We start from the raw sequence: 17,980 nt of genomic DNA, 5'->3' as shown, positions 1-17,980 counted from the left end.
GGGCCTGCGTCATCGGGCTTGACGGTTCCTTGACGCTGCAGGGGCGGATCCTGACGCGAACGCGTCGGAGTTCAATCTGCAGGCGCCGATATTTCACTGAGTAGCAGTACGACTCGTTGCAGCGAGCGAACCGCACCATCTGCGTCCTCACCGATAGCGGCAGCGGCTGTTGCCAATTCGGTCCCGGCGACTGTCATTCCGGCGGCGCTGAGCCCTTCCGCGAGGCCGGCCAACCGCTCTCGCGCTGCCCGACTCTGATGACGCAACCCGCGGCGCAACCAGCCGGCGAGTTCGAGGCGGGCGCGTTCGAGTGGCCCGGCCGGCGCGTCGGGAGGGGCCGGCGGGAGCTCACGGCCAGAGGCCGCCTCGGTCGCGAGCACCAGGGCACGGTCTTGCGTCAACACCGCCAACGGTTCGCATATCAGCCGTCCGGCACGCCGGTGTACCCGGACGCTGACGCGGTGCAGGTTCCCGGCTTCCAGGACATCGGCGAGTGCGTCGACCGCGCCCGGCGCCGCAGCTGAATGCCCCAGCACCAAGCGGGTGTCGCCATCCGGTCCGGTCACGTCAGCCACCAACTGTTGTGCCGCAGCGTCAAAGCCCCAGTCGTGCACCGCATCCACGGTCAGCACCCGGATGCCGTCGCCGAGCCGGCGGGGGCACACGAACGCGGGCCACGATTCGTGGCCGATACCGTGCGGCAGTGTCCCGGCATCCCAGGCGGCGGGGCTCAGATCGTGCAGCGAGGTGCGGCCCCGCTCGGCGCTGATCTCGATGAGGCCCAAAGCTCGGCGCCGCGCGCCCGTCGTGACCACCTGCCCTTGCGCCACCCGCTGCAGTCTCGTGCCCAGGATCCGGCGTTCGGCGGCCGGTTGCAGGCCCGACCAACGGCGTTCCAGCACTGACACCGAGCCGGTGTCGGGATCGGCGAGATAGACCCGGGCGCCGACGCCGTGTTCGTCGCGCCATGACTCGGCGCCCAGCGAGATCAGCCGCAGGTGGGCCAGCTCGGTTTCGCCGGGCACCCCGACGCCGAGAATCTCCCCGGCGGTGCGTTGCGGTGCATCCAGTTCGCCGGCGGCCGCGGCGGCGCGCAGCCGGGCCGGGGCCTCGGCCACCAGCGTGAGCAGCGCCTCCGGATCTGCGTCGGTACGACGCTGGTGCAGGGCCTCGCGTTGCCTGCACAGTTCCTCCAGGTCGGCGGCCACCCAGCTCCACCCGGCGCGACGGGCCTGTTCGGTCAGGGCGCCCAGCCGGGCGTCGAGACCGGCGTCCTCGGACGAGGTCCCGTCCGACCACAGCGAAACGATCAGCGCATCGAGGTCGGCGGCGAACCCGTCGACTTCGGGTCGGCGATCCGTGTCACTACCGAGGGAGACCACCATTTCGCGGGCCATCGTCGAGCCGGCATCCCCGGCCGCTCGAAACGCCCACACTGCCACGGCCAGGTGGGCGCAGCCGCTGACGTCGCGGCAGTCGCAACGGGCATGGGCCAGCGCGGACGGCGAGAAGAACTGCACGGTGTTCAGCGGCAGGCGGGCGGTCGGAATACCGTCCGGTGCCGACAGGCGCACCGTGCCGCGTGCCATCCGCCGCGCCGCGGCCAGCGTCGCCGGAGCCAGTGCCTGCGTCAGGCTTTCATCAGTGAATTCTGCTGGGCTCCAATGGCCTTTGGTCTCCTTCGGGGCGTCATGGTGCCCGTCCTGGTACGCCAGTACCAGCATCACGCGGTGCCGGCACCAGCCGCTGGCCGGACAACTGCACGCGGCATCGCGGACGGCCGTCCCCACCGGCAGCGTGGTGACGACGCCGTCGTCGAAGCGTGCGGTGACCGCGCCGTCGTCGCCGATATCGAGGATGGGCCCGCGGCCCGCGTCGAGATCCTTCCGTGCGCGTTTGACGAAGCCGGGGTTGGCCAACGCGGTGAGCGCGTCGGTGGTCAGGTCGAGCAGATCGGCCCGGGCGCTCATTCGCGAACTTTCTCGGCGAGCCAAACGGCCAACTCACCCGGGGTCATGGCGGCCACCTCCGCACCGGCCGCCACCAGTTCCCCGGCCAGCTCGTGGTTGTAGGCCGGGTTGGCGTGGCGGTCGAGGGCGGCCAGCCCCAGCACCTTCGTCCCGCCGGCCACCAACTCGCGCACCCGGCGGACCAGCAACGGCGCCGAACCGCCTTCGTAGAAGTCGGAGATGACCACCACGACCGAACGATGCGGGCTACTGATCCGTCCGGCTGCCCAACCCACGGCTGCGGCGATGTCGGTGCCGCCGCCCAACTGGACTTTCATCAACAGCTCGACAGGGTCGACCAGCTCGTCGGTCAGGTCCACCACCTGGGTGTCGAACGCCGCCAGGCTGGTGTCCATGCCGGGTAGTTGCCACAGGCAACTGGCGAGCACCGCCGAGTGGATCACCGAATCCACCATGGACCCGCTCTGATCCACCAGCAGCACGATCCGCCACCGTTCGGTGTGCCGCTGCGTGCGGCTGGAGAACAGCGGCCGCTGCAGGTAGAGCCGCTGCCGCTGCGGGTCCCAGCGGTCCAGGTTGGCTTTGACGGTGCCGCGGAAATCGAAGTTGCGGGCGATCGGGACGGGTGAGCGCCGGCGACGGTCCAGGCTGCCGGTGAACGCCCGGCGCACCTCGGTGTCCAGTTCGGCCAGGAGCCGACGCACCACTTCGGCGATCAGTCGCCGCGCCGCCGCCAGCACCTCCGGATTCATCAGGTGCTTGGTCTGCATGACGGCCCGCAGGAGCGACTCGGAGGGTTCGATGCGTTCCAGCACGTCCAGTCGCGTCACCACCTCGGTGATGCCGAACCGCTCGACCGCATCGCGTTCGACCCGTTCGATCACCTCCTGCGGAAACAGCGTGTGCACGGCGTCGATCCAGTCCGGCACGCTCAGCGTCGAGTCCCCCTGACCGCCGGACCGCTCACCCCGTTCGGCGCGGTCCGGATCGCGGCCGTAGAGCCACTCCAGTGCGGCATCGGCCGCGCCGAGCTCTCCGGTGGCAGAACCGAGCGCGCCGTCGGCGGCCGCGCCCAGGAGTAATCGCCACCGCTGCAAGGGTTCTGGGACGTCGATCACGGCCACACCCCCCAGGACCGCAGCCGGTCGACGGCGCGGCGTTCGTCGGCAGCGGCCGCGGCCACGGCCTGTGGATCCGCGTCGAGACGGCGTAGCAGCACGCGCCGCGACACGTTGGCCGCGCCGTGAAGCTCCAGCACCGCGTCGGCCACGTCGCCGCGTTCCCGGGGCGGCAACCACGCGAACGCGGCGCGCAGGGCGGGGAGGGCGCCGACGAAATCGTCGCCGTGCAATCCGCCGATCAGCCTGTCGAGTCCGGCCACGAAGCCGGCATCGGAGATCAACTCCTCGCGGGCCAGCGCGAGCAATCCCGCCAGCGCATCGCCGAGCCGGGCCACCGAGACCGAGTCCAGCACGGCCAGCGGATCGGCGTCGGCCGCTGAACCGAGGCTGATCACGGCGCCGAGCGCCGCGCCCCGGCTCGCCGGATCCGACCGGTGCGACGCCGCCTTGCGGTGCAGCACCGCCACGATCCGATCGTCCATGGAGGCGAACAGCTGCGCGCGCACCAGATCTCGTAAACCGATCATCAACCGGAGGTGACCGTCGATCTGTGCGGGGGCCACGGCAGCAGGCGGCTCCAACAGCCACACCGCACGGTCGGCGATCGCCTCGACGGCGTCGAGACATCCGGGCACGTCGTCGAGACCGAGCAATTGCGGATTACGGGCCAACGGCAGCAGCACCCGCAGCGCCGCGCCCAGTGCCCCGAGATCGGTCTCGGCGGCCACCGTCTCGCGGAGTCGGCCGATCACATCGGCCTGTACCGAGCCCAGCCCGGCCGCGGCCGCAGCGTCTACCGCAGCGGCGAGTTCGGCAACGCCGATGTCGGGGCCGCTGATCATGGAGCCCCATTTGTTGCGGGCAGCGTCGAGCAGGGTGGCCCCCCACGCGCCGGCTTCGATGAGTGCGGCCAAGCGGCTGGGCGGATCGCCGAGGTGCCACTGCTCGGTGGGTTCGCGGCCGGCGTCGAGGGCCCATCGTGGTCCTGCACGGCGCTGGGTTCCCGGTATGTCCAGCAGCGCCAGGCGGTGCAGCACCCGGCTGCGCCGACGGTCGTTGTCGGACAACAGGTCCAGGGTGACTTCACCTGTCCCGGGCAGGTCGTGGGCGGCCAGTTCGGCGGCAACCGCCGCCACCAACGGCGGCTGCGGCGTACCCGCCGCGAGGGCACCGACCGCCTCGCCCGAGAGCACGTCCATCACCTCGACCAGCACCGGATCCGTGCCGGGCGCCAGCGGGCCGGGGTAGCTCCACGGCAACGGCACCACGAGCGCCTCGGTGACCCAGCAGGCCGCGACCGAGTCCAGCCAGTCACAGCGCAGCGGAACCTGGTGCCCACGCAGCCGGGCCAACCCGTGCGCGTGCGTGTACACGTTCTGCAGGGACGCGGTCGACACCGGTAACTTCTTGTTCCGCAAGCGGTCTCGCGTACGGTGTAAGAGCTGTCGCCCTGCGGCCGCGACACCGTTCTCCCAGGCCCACTGGTAATAGGAGGGCGACGGCATGCCCGATGCGTACCCGGTGAACGCATCGAGTTGGTGGAAGCTGAACGGCACCAGATACGAGCCGTGCCGGGAATCCGCTTCGGGGACGGGAACTGCCGGCGGTGTCTCGGATTCCGGTAGTCGAGGCCACAGCTGGGCCAGTGCGGGTGCGTGATAGCCGCCGCACACCACGAGAACCGGACCCTCATTCCGGCGGACGGCCCACGCGATCCAGCGCGCCATCAGGTCTTCGCGGGCGGCATTGCCCGTCGATCCGGGATCGTCGCCGCGCAGGCCCGTGAACCACACCGACAACCGCTGCGCCACCACCGCGGGATCTTCTTCGGATTCGAACAGGTGGTCCCACAACGCATCTCGACTGTCGATGCCGAGTTCGCGGGCTACCGCCGCAGTGTAGTCCGCGGCGCGGTGTTCGGACGCTTCGTCGGGGTCGTCGGCGTACCGGTTGGTGAATTCGGCGAAGGCGTCGTGCCACGCGGGTAGGTCGATGAACCGGACCTGCGCGCCGACGCGGCGGCCCGTCCGTAGCGCCTGCCACTCCGGTGAGTGTTCGGCCAGCGGCGACCATGAGCCGCGATGCACTCCTGGCGCGGACAGGTAACTGTAGATCGCGATCGGCAGCCGGTGCGCGGCGTCGAGTTCATCGATCCTGCCGTTGAAATCGCATGGTCCCTCGATGAGCACGTGCGCCGGGCGCAGCCGCTCGATCTCGGCGACCACCATGCGGGCGCATGCCGGCGAATGATGGCGCACTCCAACAATTCTGGGCTCATCAAGGGCTGCCATGGTCACGGCAGCAGGTCGCGCGCGGCGTAGAACTCCCGCCAATGCCGCCCTCGGCGTTCGGCGACCTTCTGTTCGAAGTAGCGCCGCAGCTTCGCCCGGTCGTCGGCGTCGTCTTTCACCACGGTGCCGCCGATGCTCTCGGCCAGATCGGCTGGACTGCCCTGGCGTTGGCCCAGATACCAGGCTCTGACCCCCACGGCATGCGCGACGTTGACGGCCTCGGCGGTCGACATCACCGCGCTCAGCCGGTCCATCGCACTGCCCCCGTCGTCGCGCAGGTCACGGAACGTGCGCACCAGCAGTTCGAGTACGGGCTCGGGCACCGTCACCGGGACGCCGCTACGTTCCAGCAGCGTCTGCGACGCGCGGGCCACCAGGTCCAGCTCGACATCGAAATCGAGGATGGGAAAGACGGTTTCGAAGTCGAACCGGCGCTTGAGCGCCGCGCTCATCTCGTTGACGCCGCGGTCCTTGGTGTTGGCCGTACCGATGATGTTGAAACCTTCGCGGGCATAGAGCATGCCGTGTTCACCCGCGAGCTCCGGCACCGCCATGACCCGGTCGCTGAGCATGCTCAGCAGACTGTCCTGCACTTCCAGCGGGGTGCGGGTGATCTCCTCGAACCGCACCACTTTGCCCTCGCGCATGCCGGTGTACAGCGGGGCAGGGACAAGAGCGTTGAGGCTCGGACCCTCGTTGATCAGCAACGCATAGTTCCACGAGTACTTGATCTGGTCCTCGGTGACCGACGCCCCGCCCTGGATGGTCAACGTGGAACACCCGCTGATCGCGGTGGCCAGCAACTCGGACAGCAGCGACTTGGCCGTGCCCGGCGCGCCGACCAGCATCAGGCCGCGCCCGGTGGCCAGGGTGACGAGCATGCGTTCGACCGCGGCGACCGGCACGACGACCTTTGCGGTGATGCCACGCGCCCGCTCGCCCAGGACGAAGGCGCGTGCAGACCGCAGCCCCATGCTCCAGCCGGGTGGCCGGGGTTCGGAAGTGTCTGCGGTCAGCCTTGCCAGCTCGGCGGCGTAATCGATCTCGGCCGGGGCACGTTGCAAGTTCTGGTCAGCCACGTAGGCCCTCCAGGTCACGGATCAGTTCACTCGCGGTGATCTCGTCGAGCTTGCCGAAGGGCTTCGCGTCGACGGTCCACTTCCCGGGAGTACCGACAACGACGCCGTCGATGCTCTGTTCGGGGAAGAAATCGAGGGCCCCGACGGCAAGGCCTTCGGAGAGCCCGGCGACCGCTCTCCAGCCACCCGGCAGCGGCTTCTCCATTTCGTGGATCACGCCGGCATCCTGTGGCATACCGCGTTCCCAGCCGCGATTGGTCAGGCCGAGGATCTTTCCGGTGGGGACGACGATATTGCTCCACCGGGTGAGTTCGGTGCTGGACTTCTCGGCCTCGGTGAGTCGGTAGGTGTCGCGGCCGAGCTGGGTAAAGGGCTGCAGCAGTTCGTAATCGGTGAACAGCTGACCGAAACCGCCGGCGTCGGCCTCGGGAAGCTCCAGTGCGTGCGGCAGTCCGATGACGGCATCGTCGGCCAGCGTGATCGGCTCGTCGTCGGCGTCGGTGTACTGACCGTCTTCGGCGACGCGGAAGCACCGGTCGATTCCGGCGTCGGTGTAGGTGGCCCACACCAGCCGCTGCACCAGGTGCCGCACCAACGGATGGCCGGCCAGGAACTGCTCGAACACCGGCACGCTCCAGCGGCGGCGTGCACACATCGCCAACTCGAGGCGCAGCACCTGCTGCCCCGCAACGGTGCGGGCGTCCTTCTTGAGTGCCCTCCACCGGGCCGTGGCGGCGGTGGCCAACTCGGCGTCGTCGTCACGACGCGCCTTGGGAAGCTCCTTGAGCCGGGCCCCATCGCTGTCGCGCACAAACGGTTTGAGGGCTTCGTCGAAGCCGACCCTGAACTGCCGCGGACCGAAATCCAGCAGCATGGTGCCGTCCGGTTGCAGCCCCAGGTCGGGCGCCAGGCGGTCTTCCAGTTCGGCGGTCGTCAGGCCCCGGTCGTCGGCGATCTGAGTGATCTTCTCCCGGGCGTGTTCCTGCAACGCCTTGAATTTGACCTTACTGGCGATGCCGTTGAGCATCATCAGCGCGACATCGGAGCCGATCCCGGCCAGCACGTCCAGGCCGACGACGGCTCGCTTGTGCTGAGATTCGCCGGGCCAGGCCCGCACAAACGGCGTGAACCGTCGCGCGGTGTCGTCGTTGCCGAACAACCCCAGGCTGGTCATGGCCCAGCTGTCCTTGCTGGGTGCACCCGCAGCCAGCCACGCCGAGAACAGGTCCCAGCCGAAGTCGGCCAGTGAGTCCGCGGTGCAGGCGTCGACGACATGGCCGATCCCGGCGTAGACGCCGTCCCCGGTGGGGAAGGCCAGCATGGTGCCGAGGTGGTCGACGGCGTTCAGCGGTAATGGCTTGCCGGAGTGCAGTTTTGGTCGCCGCCATGCGGCCGGTGCCCAGTAGGCCGGCAACTTGCTGCGCTTCGTCGGGTACAGGTCGGTGGGGTCCTCGTCGAGCATGGCCGTCACGGCTGCGGTCACGTCGTCGCGGTGGTACGCCGCCGCGGTGGACAGGATCAGCTCGCGGTGTCCCTGGACAGCCATGGCCCGCAAGGCTGTTGCGGCATTGTCCCTGGACTCGCCCGGTTTGCCGATGGCCGCGGGGATCAGCCCGGCGGCAGCGTGTTCGGGGTGGGTGCGCAACCAGGTGTCGGCCTCGCTGCGCAGGGTTTTCGAGAGACGGAAGGCGCGCGCGGCCAAGGGGGCAAGCTCGACCGCGCCGAAAACGATTGCCGTGGAAAGGTGTTCGGAGGGACGGCGGCGCACGACCGAAACCAGCCCGGGCAGCGCGTCGACTCCGTGCTTGGCCAGTACGTATGTCTCGCCGTAATCGGTTTCCACGGTCCCCGCCAGCGCATTCCACAGTCGTAACCCGAACCCGGGGGTGATGCGGTCGAGTACGTCTGCGTGGTCGCCGCACAGCGACTCGCCGCGGACAGCCACCGAGGCCCACCGTGTGGTGTCCCGGTAGGCCTGGGCCCAGGCATGGAAGGCCGCGACGCTTGCCGTGACGTCGCCGGTCTGCAGTGCCGCGGCGACATTCTGCACCAGCTGCGGCGGGACGTCGCTGGTCGAGTTCCAGGTGTAGCGGGCGCTGCACATCGCCTCCGCTACCTCGGCCACTTCGGCGGCGGTGACTTCGCCCCGAACGCGCGTGTTCAGCTTCTGAAACAGACCCCGTAATCGACCTTGGTTCGCGCCACCGGACGTCGGATCGTCTTGGCGGCTGGGTGTGCCGTATCTCGAACGTCGTGCCCATCTTTCGCGTTCACCGTCGCGCCAGCGCGCCACGGGCGCCAGCGGCAGTGGCTCCAGACCCTCGACCAGAAGCTGTTTCCGCTTGGGCCGCAACCAGGGAGGATCGGCCAGCACCTGCGGCAGTTCGTCGGGTGCGGCCTCGTCGTGGTGGCCACTGATCTGCTCGGTGACGCTGTCGAAGGCACCGGCAGCGTTGCCCGTCAACCAGGGGCGCACCGCTTCCGCCAGCTCGCGATGTTCAGCCACCAGACCGCCGAGCAACATCCGGGACGTGGCGGCGTCGCGACCACCGTCGCCGACTGCCTGGGCAAGCCCAGCGACGGCGGCCGCAGGCCAGCGGTCGATGGCGGTGCGCAGCCGTAGCTGATTGGATTTGCTGGCGCTGGCAACACCGGCCAGCGCCCGGATGGCCTCGGGCAACCCGATCCGCGCCAGTGCGTCGCCCGCCGCTTCGACGGACGCGTGCGGGACCAAAGTGCTCAGCGCCGCCGAGCCATGGTTGACCACCAGGGCGTTGAGGTACCGCGGGGTGTACTCGAAGGCCCCGTATTCGGGTCGCTTTCGTGGCCGGGCCCGGTCGATCAGCTTCGCGTCGGCCGCGGTGGCCTGCAGCCAGGGCAGCCAGGGCAGCCACTCCGAGTCGGAGTCGGCGAACTCGGCGATCAGCTCGTCGCTGAGGTCCGGGGTATCGGGCAGAGCCAGGGCAAAGGCGGCCCGGCGCACGGGTTCCATGTGCACCGCGGCCGCCCGTACAGCGGCGACGACCTGCGCGTATTCCTCGTCGGAGGCCAGGCAGGCCAACCGACGTAGCACCTCGAAATGAGGGTCTAGCGGGTCATGTGTGTAGCTTCGGTCGCTGGGCTGGTTGAGCAGGTGGAAGCGATGACTTCTAGTGGAACTGTCCCAGGTCTGGATGCGGCTGATGCGCAGCGATTCGATCAGGGTATCGACCGCCTCAAGAAGTCCGTTCTTGGCCGCGATCACATAGAGCAGGCCGCTGTAGCGACTCGCGGCCAGCAGCACAGCGTTCTCAGCCCGCGTGTGCTCGTTCGGCTGCCGGTCCATGGCCGAGATCACCGTGTCGCGGATCGCCGGATCGGTCTGATCCAGGTCGATCGCTTCTCGGCATTCAGCGACCACGTTTGCCGCGGCCTGCCAGTCGGGTTCCCGAAGGCTGCTCGGTGGGTGGGCGCGGGTGGGGAGCGCTGTGTCGATGAATGCGTCGTCGAGGTGTACGGGATCGCCGTCTGCCAACCAGGGCGGGATGTCCTGTGACGCGGTGCTCTTTGACTCCACTGAATTCCCCTCATCCGCGGCGCTGTTCGCCACCGGGAGTTAAACATCGTAAGGCTGCTCGGGCGGGTCCAATCGCGGAGATTTTCGGCCCCGCTACGGGTTTCGTCGAGCGTGCATATCGCTACTTGGGTGCGGCTTCGCGTGCCTTGCGCTTGTTCTCGGCGGTGAGGTAGCAGCCGGTCACCACCTGCAGGACCGCGTTGGTCTGCGAGCCGAACGACAATCTGCCGTCCTCGCTGTCGGTGATGGTGAGATCAGTCGACTCGTCGCCGACGGGGTTCTCGGTTCGTCCGGTCACGTTGGTGTAGCCGTGCCTGGCGGCGATGTCGATGACGGCCTGCGACGCCTGCCCCCACAACGTGGCAGGCACCGGGACCTCGGAGACGAAGTTCTGGCCGAAGTAGCGTTCGCCGTCGGTGGATCCGAACTCGCCGCAGTTGCTGCTGCGCTCTTCGCGATGGGGCAGCCATCGCGAACCCGGCACAATCCGCGATAGCTCGGTGGTGATCTCGGTGATCATCTTGTCGCGGTCGGCGAGGACCTCTTCGGCATCACGGCGGGCCAGCAGGGTGCCGAGTTCCTCAGGGGTGCCGAAGCCGTAATCGCCTTCGGCGGGACCTTTGTACTCGGACTCAAACATCGGACCGCAGCCTGTCAACGTGAAGGCCAGCAGCAAAGTGATCACCAGACGCCACATCAATCCTCCACCTTCACAAAGTTCTTGTCCTGTCCCAACCCTGCCACGACGACGGCCTGGTTGTAGAGCGCTGTGGTGTCGACGAACGAGTACTTGCTGTGGCCCGTCGACTCGTTGCGGGAGCCCAGCGCGGTGGTCTCGGCGTTCGTGGACAAGTCGATGAAACCGGGCAGGCTCGACGGGATCGAGGAACCGAATCGGCCCAGGTCGGCGACGACGTCATTCTTGGCATGTTCGACGAACACGTGGCCCTCTGTGAGGTGCAGATCCGACGGTGTGGTCTGGCCGAAGAACTGCCACGGATTGGTCTCCAATCCGGGCGACCCCATGAACACGGCGTCGTCGGCGGCCGTGCCGCGCTGCAGGGCCTCACTGGCCAGGGTCGAACCGTAGGAGTGGCCGAGGACGGTGAGATGCGGGTCGGTGTCGCGGGAGCTGTCGAGCCCGTTGATGAACGACGCGAGTTTGGGCGCGTTGTCGTCGGCGTAGTGGGCGCTGCCGGCCTGGGCCAGATTGGCCGGCGGCTCGTAGCCCAGCCAGGCCACGGTGGCCACGGTCTCGTTGCCCTTGCCCGCCTTGTCGAGCACCCGCTCGGTCTCGCTCTTCAGCCATTCGGACTGCTCGATGTACGTCGGCAGGTCATTGCCCTCGTTGGGCTTGTCGTAGGTCACCGAGCCGGTTCCCGGCACATAGACGCTGACATGGTCGGCGGTGTCGACGTTGCCGGTCGCGACCGCGACCTTCGGGTGCTCGCCGTCGAAATCGAGGACAAGAAGCTGCCGGTCGTTCTTGGACAGGGCGTCGTCGATGGCGGCGATGGTGCCCTTCTCCTCGGAGGTCAGGTCGGTGTCGTTGCGCAACTTGGCGAGCCGGTTGCGGTTGGCCGAGTCGCGCGCCGTACCGGGCACCCCGTCGAGATTTCCGACCCAATCTGGCCGCTCGACGATGATGCGGTTCTGCTCGTCTTCGCTCAACGAGTCCCACCACTGGTTCACCTCGGTATCGGTGGCACCGTCGGGTGGCTTCAGGGTGTCGAGATCGCGCTTGACCGGCGATGCAGGCGGGTCGCCCAATATGTTGCTTGCCTGCGGGCCATCGTTCGAGGAACCAGTTTTGAGGGCGTTGGCCGTCGCTGCGTCGACGGAATCGAATTGCTGGAGAAGGGCTTTCAGTGTGGCGGTGTACGCCGCGGCCAGCTTGGGTGTCATGAGCTTTCCGGCGCCCGTGACGGTGCCGTCGTCGGCGACAGTGGCGCCCAGGCTCACCGCTTGTTTGGCGACGTTGAGGATCTCGGTGCGCAGCGGCGTGAGGTTGGCGCCGCCCACCCGCAACGCGGACTGGGTGTTCTGCAGGCGGGTCCGGAGGCGGGTCTGATCGTCCAAGTTCTTGTTGCCGCGGGCAATTGCCGCGTCAGAAGCGGTGCCTTTCCACGCACCGGCCAGATCAGTCAGGGTGTTTCGTTGGCTGTTGATCAGCCCGTCCAACTGATCGATCTTGCCCTGCAATTGGTTTGCGGCATCAGACAACGCGGTCGGATTGCTGGCGGTGACGGTGGAGATCGTGACGGTCATCGGCGAGCTCCGCCCATCACTACTCCTGTCTGAAGATCTGCTGTCAGAACGCTAGCAGCATCCGGACGGGGCTCGACGCGCCAAAATCAGGTCCTACCGAAGGGCCTCGTGTCAGTGGTGGTGGCGATGAACCCGTTGCCCCTCTGCGGGTCGGCCATCCGGCAGGCCAACAGAATGTCGTCGGTGTGGATGCACATGGCGTTGCCCAGATCGAAGCGTTGGCCTGCGGGCAGCATCGGCGCCTCGTCCTCGGTGATGCCGTCGACCGGGCTGAGTGGCTCTTCGGTGCGGGAGAAACTCATCGGAATCGCGCCGTTGGTGGTGCCGTAGCTGAACAGGTGCGCGAGGTTGGCGTCGTTGGGGGCGCCGACGAACGGCCCGCGGCAGTCCAGCGCGTACATCGCCCGGTGCTGGGTGGTCATGCAGACGAAGCCCTCGGGCGTGCGGAACCCCTGCACCGGAAATCCTTCGCCCTCGCGCAGGACATACTGCGCCGCGTCGACGGCGGGGTAGGCGGCGAAGTCAGGTATGCCGTCCGGCCCGAGATGCGTCGGCACCGACTCGTGCTGGGAGTCCGACGTGTGCCGGCTGGTGAGCCAGATCACCGCGAACACCGCCGTCAGGACCACAACGAGCGCCGCCGCCAAACGCTTCATCGCTACATGATCGCCCCGGACAGATCGGGGCGGAGCCGAAATCCCGGGCCCGTAGAATGGCCCCATCATGACCGCACCGGGGCACAACCATGTTCAGACCCCGATTGCGGGTCTCGTCGAGCTGGCATTAACCGATCCGTCCCTGCAGGACGTCCTTCACCGCGCCGCCGACCGGCCCGCCGATCTCGCACTCGTCGGGCCGGCCAGTGCCCGCGTGCTGGTCGCGGCCGGCCTGGCCCAGCAGGGCCCGTTGCTGGTGGTCGCCGCCACCGGCCGGGAAGCCGACGATCTGACCGCCGAGTTGCGCGGCGTGTTCGGCGACGCTGTCGCCCTGTTCCCGTCCTGGGAGACGCTGCCGCACGAGCGGTTGTCCCCGGGTGTCGAGACCGTCGGTGCCCGGTTGTTGCTGCTGCGTCGGCTGGCCCATCCCGAGGACACGGCACTGGGCTCGCCGCTGCGCGTGGTGGTCACCACGACCCGTTCATTGCTGCAACCCATGGCCCCCGACGTTGTGGGCACCGAGCCCGTCACCCTCACCGTCGGTGCCGAAGCGGAGTTCGAGGCGGTCATCACCCGGCTGGTCAACCTGGCCTACACCCGCGTCGACATGGTCGGCAAACGCGGGGAGTTCGCCGTGCGCGGCGGCATCCTCGATCTGTTCCCGCCCACCGCCGAGCACCCGGTGCGCGTCGAGTTCTGGGGCGACGAGATATCCGAGATACGGATGTTCTCGATCGCCGACCAGCGCTCGATTCCCGAGATCCCGGTGCAGAACGTGGTCGCCGTGCCGTGCCGCGAACTGCTGATGACCGCCGATGTGCGCGAGCGTGCCGCGGTCCTGTCCGCCGAGCACCCCACCCACGAGAACAGCGTGACCGGAAGCGTGCCCGACATGCTGGCCAAACTCGCCGAGGGCATCCCGGTCGACGGCATGGAGGCGCTGATGCCGCTGCTGCATCCGGTGCAGCCCACGACGTTGACGCATCACCTGCCCGACGGGGCCCCGGTCCTGCTGTGCGACCCGGAGAAGGTGCGGACCCGGGCGGCCGACCTGATCAAGACCGGGCAGGAGTTCCTCGAGGCATCGTGGTCGACGGCCGCGGTCGGCGGGGATGCGCCCATCGACATCGAGGCACTGGGCGCGTCGGGATTCGTCCCGTTCGACCAGGCGCGTGAAGACTCCGTAGCCGGTGGGCACCCGTGGTGGACGTTGAGCCAGCTGCCCGACGGCAAGGCCATCGAACTCGACCTGCGGCCGTCGCCGTCGGCGCGCAGTCAGCAGAGTCTCGACGAGATCTTCGCCATGTTGCGCGCCCACGTCGCCACCGGCGGGTACGCCGCGGTGGTCACCCCGGGCGCCGGTACCGCACACCGCGTCGTCGAGCAGCTCGGCGAATCCGACATTGCGGCGACGATGCTCGAGCCGGGTGCGGCACCCAAGGCCGGCGTGGTCGGGGTGCTCAAGGGACCGCTGCACGACGGTGTGATCCTGCCCGGGGTCAACCTCGTGGTCATCACCGAGACCGATCTGACCGGTAACCGGGTGACGGCGTCGGAGGGTAAAAGGCTTGCGGCCAAACGACGTAACGTCGTCGATCCGCTGGCGCTGTCCGCCGGGGATCTGGTGGTGCATGATCAGCACGGCATCGGCAAGTTCGTCGAGATGACCGAGCGGGTGGTCGGCGGAGCCCGCCGCGAATACCTGGTGCTGGAGTACGCGTCGTCCAAACGCGGTGGCGGATCGGACCGGCTGTACGTGCCGATGGATTCACTCGATCAGCTGTCGCGGTACGTCGGCGGTGAGGCACCGTCGCTGTCCAAGCTCGGCGGAAGCGACTGGGCCAACACGAAAACCAAGGCGCGCAAGGCTGTTCGTGAGATCGCCAGTGAACTGGTCGCGCTGTACGCCAAGCGGCAGTCGGCGCCCGGGCATGCGTTCGGCCCAGACACTCCATGGCAGAACGAGATGGAGGACGCGTTCGGCTTCACCGAGACCATTGACCAGCTGACCGCGATCACCGAGGTCAAATCCGATATGGAGAAGCCGGTTCCGATGGACCGGGTGATCTGCGGCGACGTGGGTTACGGCAAGACCGAGATCGCGGTGCGAGCGGCGTTCAAGGCCGTGCAGGACGGTAAGCAGGTGGCGGTGTTGGTGCCGACGACGCTGCTGGCCGATCAGCATCTGCAGACCTTCACCAACCGGATGGCCGGTTTCCCGGTGACGGTCAAGGGGTTGTCGCGGTTCACCGATCCGGCGGAGTCGCGGACCACGATGGAGGGTATGAAGGACGGTTCGGTCGACGTCGTGATCGGCACACACCGGCTGTTGCAGACCGGTGTGACCTGGAAAGACCTGGGTCTCATCATCGTTGACGAGGAACAGCGGTTCGGCGTCGAGCACAAAGAGCACATCAAATCGATGCGTACGCACGTCGACGTGCTCACGATGAGCGCCACCCCGATCCCGCGCACCCTGGAGATGAGCCTGGCCGGCATCCGCGAGATGTCGACGATCCTGACCCCGCCCGAGGAGCGTTATCCGGTGCTGACGTACGTCGGTCCGCATGACGACAAGCAGGTGGCCGCGGCGTTGCGTCGTGAGCTGCTGCGTGACGGGCAGGTGTTCTACATCCACAACCGGGTGCGCACGATCGACCAGGCGGCGGCGCGGATTCGTCAAATGGTGCCCGAAGCCAGGGTCGTCGTCGCGCACGGGCAGATGAACGAGGAGACGCTGGAGAAGACCGTCGAGGGCTTCTGGAACCGCGAGTACGACATCCTGGTCTGCACCACGATCGTCGAGACCGGCCTGGACATCTCGAACGCCAACACGCTGATCGTCGAGCGGGCCGACACCTTCGGGTTGTCACAGCTTCATCAGCTGCGCGGCCGGGTGGGCCGCAGCCGCGAACGCGGATACGCCTACATGCTCTATCCGCCCAATTCACCACTGACCGAGACCGCCTACGACCGGCTCGCCACGATCGCGCAGAACAACGAGTTGGGTGCCGGTATGGCCGTGGCCATGAAGGATCTGGAGATCCGCGGTGCGGGCAACGTGCTTGGCGCCGAGCAGTCCGGCCACGTGGCCGGTGTGGGATTCGATCTGTACGTGCGGCTGGTGGGCGAGGCTGTCGAGGCGTATCGAGCCGCTGTCGACGGGAAAACCGTTGCCACAGCGGAGGAGCCGAAGGAAGTACGGGTCGACCTGCCGGTCGACGCACACCTGCCCCCGGAGTACATCGGCAGTGACCGGCTGCGGCTGGAGGGCTACCGACGGCTGGCCGCGGCTTCGGATGAGGACGCTGTCCGGGCCGTCGTGGACGAGCTCGTCGACCGGTACGGCCCGTTGCCCGAGCCTGCGCAGCGCCTGATTGCGGTGGCGCGGTTGCGACTGTTGTGCCGGGAGTACGGCATCACCGAGATCGGTGCGATGTCGGCGTCGACGATCCGCTTGTCGCCGCTGGTGCTTCCCGACTCCGCGCAGTTGCGACTCAAGCGGATGTACCCGGGTGCGCACTACCGGGCCACCACCTCGGTGGTGCAGGTGCCGATCCCACGCGAGAGCGACGGAATCGGCTCGCCGCGGATCCGCGACCTGGACATTGTCCAAATGGTTGCCGGTCTGGTGCTGGTTCTTCATGGCAAAGGCCAGTCGGATGTTGATATAACGAAGTTCTCGCAGGTAACTGGGGAGGTATGACCATGACTGTTGTTCTGGTTGATCCCCGCCGCCCCTCGCTGGTCCCGGTCGAAGCGATCGAATTCCTGACCGGCGACGTGCAGTACACCGAGGAAATGCCGATCAAGGTGCCGTGGACGCTGCCCGCGGCCCGGCCCATCTACGGCGATGACGAAGACAACCCGGCCCCGGTGCTGCTGTCCTCGGATCCTGAGCATCCGGCGGTCAAGGCCCGTTTGGCGGCCGGCGACCGGTTGATCGCGGCTCCGCAGGCGCAGGCGGGGGAGCGGCTCGTGGACGCCGTGGCGATGATGGACCAGCTGCGCACCGACGGGCCGTGGGAGAGCGAGCAGACCCACGATTCGTTGCGTCGCTATCTGCTGGAGGAGACCTACGAGCTGTTCGACGCGGTGCGCGGCGGCAATGCCGACGAACTGCGCGAAGAACTCGGCGATGTACTGCTGCAGGTGCTGTTCCACGCCCGCATCGCCGAGGATGCACCCGTTCATCCGTTCAACATCGATGACGTCGCCGATTCGCTCGTGCGCAAGCTCGGCAACCGCGTGCCGGCAGTGCTTGCCGGAGAGTCGATTTCACTGGACGAGCAGCTGGCTCAGTGGGAGGAGCGCAAGGCTCAGGAGCAGAAGGTGAAGGCCCGCGGGTCGTCGATGGATGACGTGCCCACCGGGCAGCCGGCTCTGGCGCTGGCGCAGAAGGTGCTGGCCCGGGTGGCCCAGGCCGGGCTGCCCGCAGACCTGGTACCTGCCGCGCTGACCTCAGTGGTCGTTTCGGCGGATGCTGATGCCGAGAATGACTTGCGCAGTGCGATTTTGGAGTTCATGGATACCGTCCGAGTGGTGGAGTCCGACGTGGCCGCCGGCCGGCGGGGCGAGGACGTTCCCGAGGAACTCGACGTGACACCGCTGGGTTCGATCACCGAGGACGAGTGGCGGGCGTACTGGCCGGGTGCGGTTGTCGAGCCCGAGCCTGAGCCCGATGCGGACGACGAGTTCGAGGCGGATGACGAGCTTGACGCCGAGCCCGAGCCCGAGCCCGCGGTGGAAGCCGCGAACGACGAAGACGCAGAGGCAGAAGCTGAGTCCGCGTCCGACGCCGACGCGGAGGGCCCGGCCGAGGATGAAGCGGCTGAGGATGAATCGGCTGACGAGGGCGAGTCGGAGTCTGAACCCGACGAGGACGATCACCCCCGCGACTGACGGCGGACGCGTCGCTGCCAAGTCGAGTCTGCCGCGCGCGTAACGCCAGGGCGAATTCGAGCCCTCAAAGTCAAGTGGCTAGTGCAACGTGGCTACGCAGCTTGATTGAGGAGGGTGGCGAGGCGTTGGGCTGGGGT

The 17,980-nt window shown here is 67.9% G+C and carries 10 protein-coding genes; 2 read left to right on the top strand and 8 right to left on the bottom strand.

What is annotated here, in order from left to right:
* Nucleotides 1-71: 71 nt before the first annotated feature.
* The 8 genes from ACZYZ7_RS30935 to ACZYZ7_RS30900 all read right to left on the bottom strand — a co-directional run bounded on the left by ACZYZ7_RS30935 (nucleotide 72) and on the right by ACZYZ7_RS30900 (nucleotide 12,941).
* Entirely contained in the window at nucleotides 72-1,970 is a 1,899-nt protein-coding gene (locus ACZYZ7_RS30935) for an SWIM zinc finger family protein (protein WP_450072985.1), read from the bottom strand.
* A complete protein-coding gene (locus tag ACZYZ7_RS30930) occupies nucleotides 1,967-3,088 on the bottom strand; it encodes a VWA domain-containing protein (protein WP_450072984.1) in 1,122 nt (373 codons plus the stop codon). Before ACZYZ7_RS30930 ends, ACZYZ7_RS30935 begins: the two co-directional genes overlap by 4 nt.
* Nucleotides 3,085-5,349, bottom strand: coding sequence for a DUF5682 family protein (locus tag ACZYZ7_RS30925; protein ID WP_450072983.1), 2,265 nt, complete (start codon nucleotides 5,347-5,349; stop codon nucleotides 3,085-3,087). Before ACZYZ7_RS30925 ends, ACZYZ7_RS30930 begins: the two co-directional genes overlap by 4 nt.
* A 35-nt stretch (nucleotides 5,350-5,384) precedes the next feature.
* Nucleotides 5,385-6,461: an ATP-binding protein gene (locus tag ACZYZ7_RS30920; RefSeq protein WP_450072982.1), complete on the bottom strand. Its 1,077-nt coding sequence runs from the start codon at nucleotides 6,459-6,461 to the stop codon at nucleotides 5,385-5,387.
* Nucleotides 6,454-10,017 carry a DUF4132 domain-containing protein gene (locus ACZYZ7_RS30915; protein ID WP_463742489.1) on the bottom strand — a complete coding sequence of 1,188 codons (3,564 nt, stop codon included), beginning with the start codon at nucleotides 10,015-10,017 and terminating at the stop codon, nucleotides 6,454-6,456. Before ACZYZ7_RS30915 ends, ACZYZ7_RS30920 begins: the two co-directional genes overlap by 8 nt.
* A 121-nt stretch (nucleotides 10,018-10,138) precedes the next feature.
* Nucleotides 10,139-10,657 carry an LppA family lipoprotein gene (locus ACZYZ7_RS30910; protein ID WP_463742488.1) on the bottom strand — a complete coding sequence of 173 codons (519 nt, stop codon included), beginning with the start codon at nucleotides 10,655-10,657 and terminating at the stop codon, nucleotides 10,139-10,141.
* Nucleotides 10,658-10,713: 56 nt separating this feature from the next.
* Entirely contained in the window at nucleotides 10,714-12,285 is a 1,572-nt protein-coding gene (locus ACZYZ7_RS30905; RefSeq protein WP_463742487.1) for an alpha/beta hydrolase, read from the bottom strand.
* A gap of 86 nt (nucleotides 12,286-12,371) precedes the next feature.
* Complete coding sequence (locus ACZYZ7_RS30900; RefSeq protein ID WP_463742486.1) at nucleotides 12,372-12,941, bottom strand: hypothetical protein; 570 nt, start codon at nucleotides 12,939-12,941, stop codon at nucleotides 12,372-12,374.
* 67 nt (nucleotides 12,942-13,008) lie between these two features.
* Here ACZYZ7_RS30900 and mfd point away from each other — a divergent pair, with 67 nt between their 5' ends.
* Complete coding sequence (gene mfd / locus ACZYZ7_RS30895) at nucleotides 13,009-16,647, top strand: transcription-repair coupling factor (RefSeq protein ID WP_463742485.1); 3,639 nt, start codon at nucleotides 13,009-13,011, stop codon at nucleotides 16,645-16,647.
* Nucleotides 16,648-16,649: 2 nt separating this feature from the next.
* Entirely contained in the window at nucleotides 16,650-17,843 is a 1,194-nt protein-coding gene (locus ACZYZ7_RS30890) for a nucleoside triphosphate pyrophosphohydrolase (protein ID WP_463742484.1), read from the top strand.
* The last annotated feature ends 137 nt before the right edge of the window (nucleotides 17,844-17,980 follow it).

Source organism: Mycobacterium sp. IDUB_17 (assembly GCF_055419465.1).
This window is presented reverse-complemented; position numbering and strand designations above follow the sequence as displayed.

What these genes read in the sequence shown, in the direction of transcription:
- ACZYZ7_RS30935 (WP_450072985.1), bottom strand. Translation starts at nt 1,970, where the DNA reads ATGAGCGCCCGGGCCGATCTGCTCGACCTGACCACCGACGCGCTCACC.
- ACZYZ7_RS30910 (WP_463742488.1), bottom strand. Translation starts at nt 10,657, where the DNA reads ATGTTTGAGTCCGAGTACAAAGGTCCCGCCGAAGGCGATTACGGCTTC.
- ACZYZ7_RS30905 (WP_463742487.1), bottom strand. Translation starts at nt 12,285, where the DNA reads ATGACCGTCACGATCTCCACCGTCACCGCCAGCAATCCGACCGCGTTG.
- ACZYZ7_RS30900 (WP_463742486.1), bottom strand. Translation starts at nt 12,941, where the DNA reads ATGAAGCGTTTGGCGGCGGCGCTCGTTGTGGTCCTGACGGCGGTGTTC.
- mfd (WP_463742485.1), top strand. Translation starts at nt 13,009, where the DNA reads ATGACCGCACCGGGGCACAACCATGTTCAGACCCCGATTGCGGGTCTC.
- ACZYZ7_RS30890 (WP_463742484.1), top strand. Translation starts at nt 16,650, where the DNA reads ATGACTGTTGTTCTGGTTGATCCCCGCCGCCCCTCGCTGGTCCCGGTC.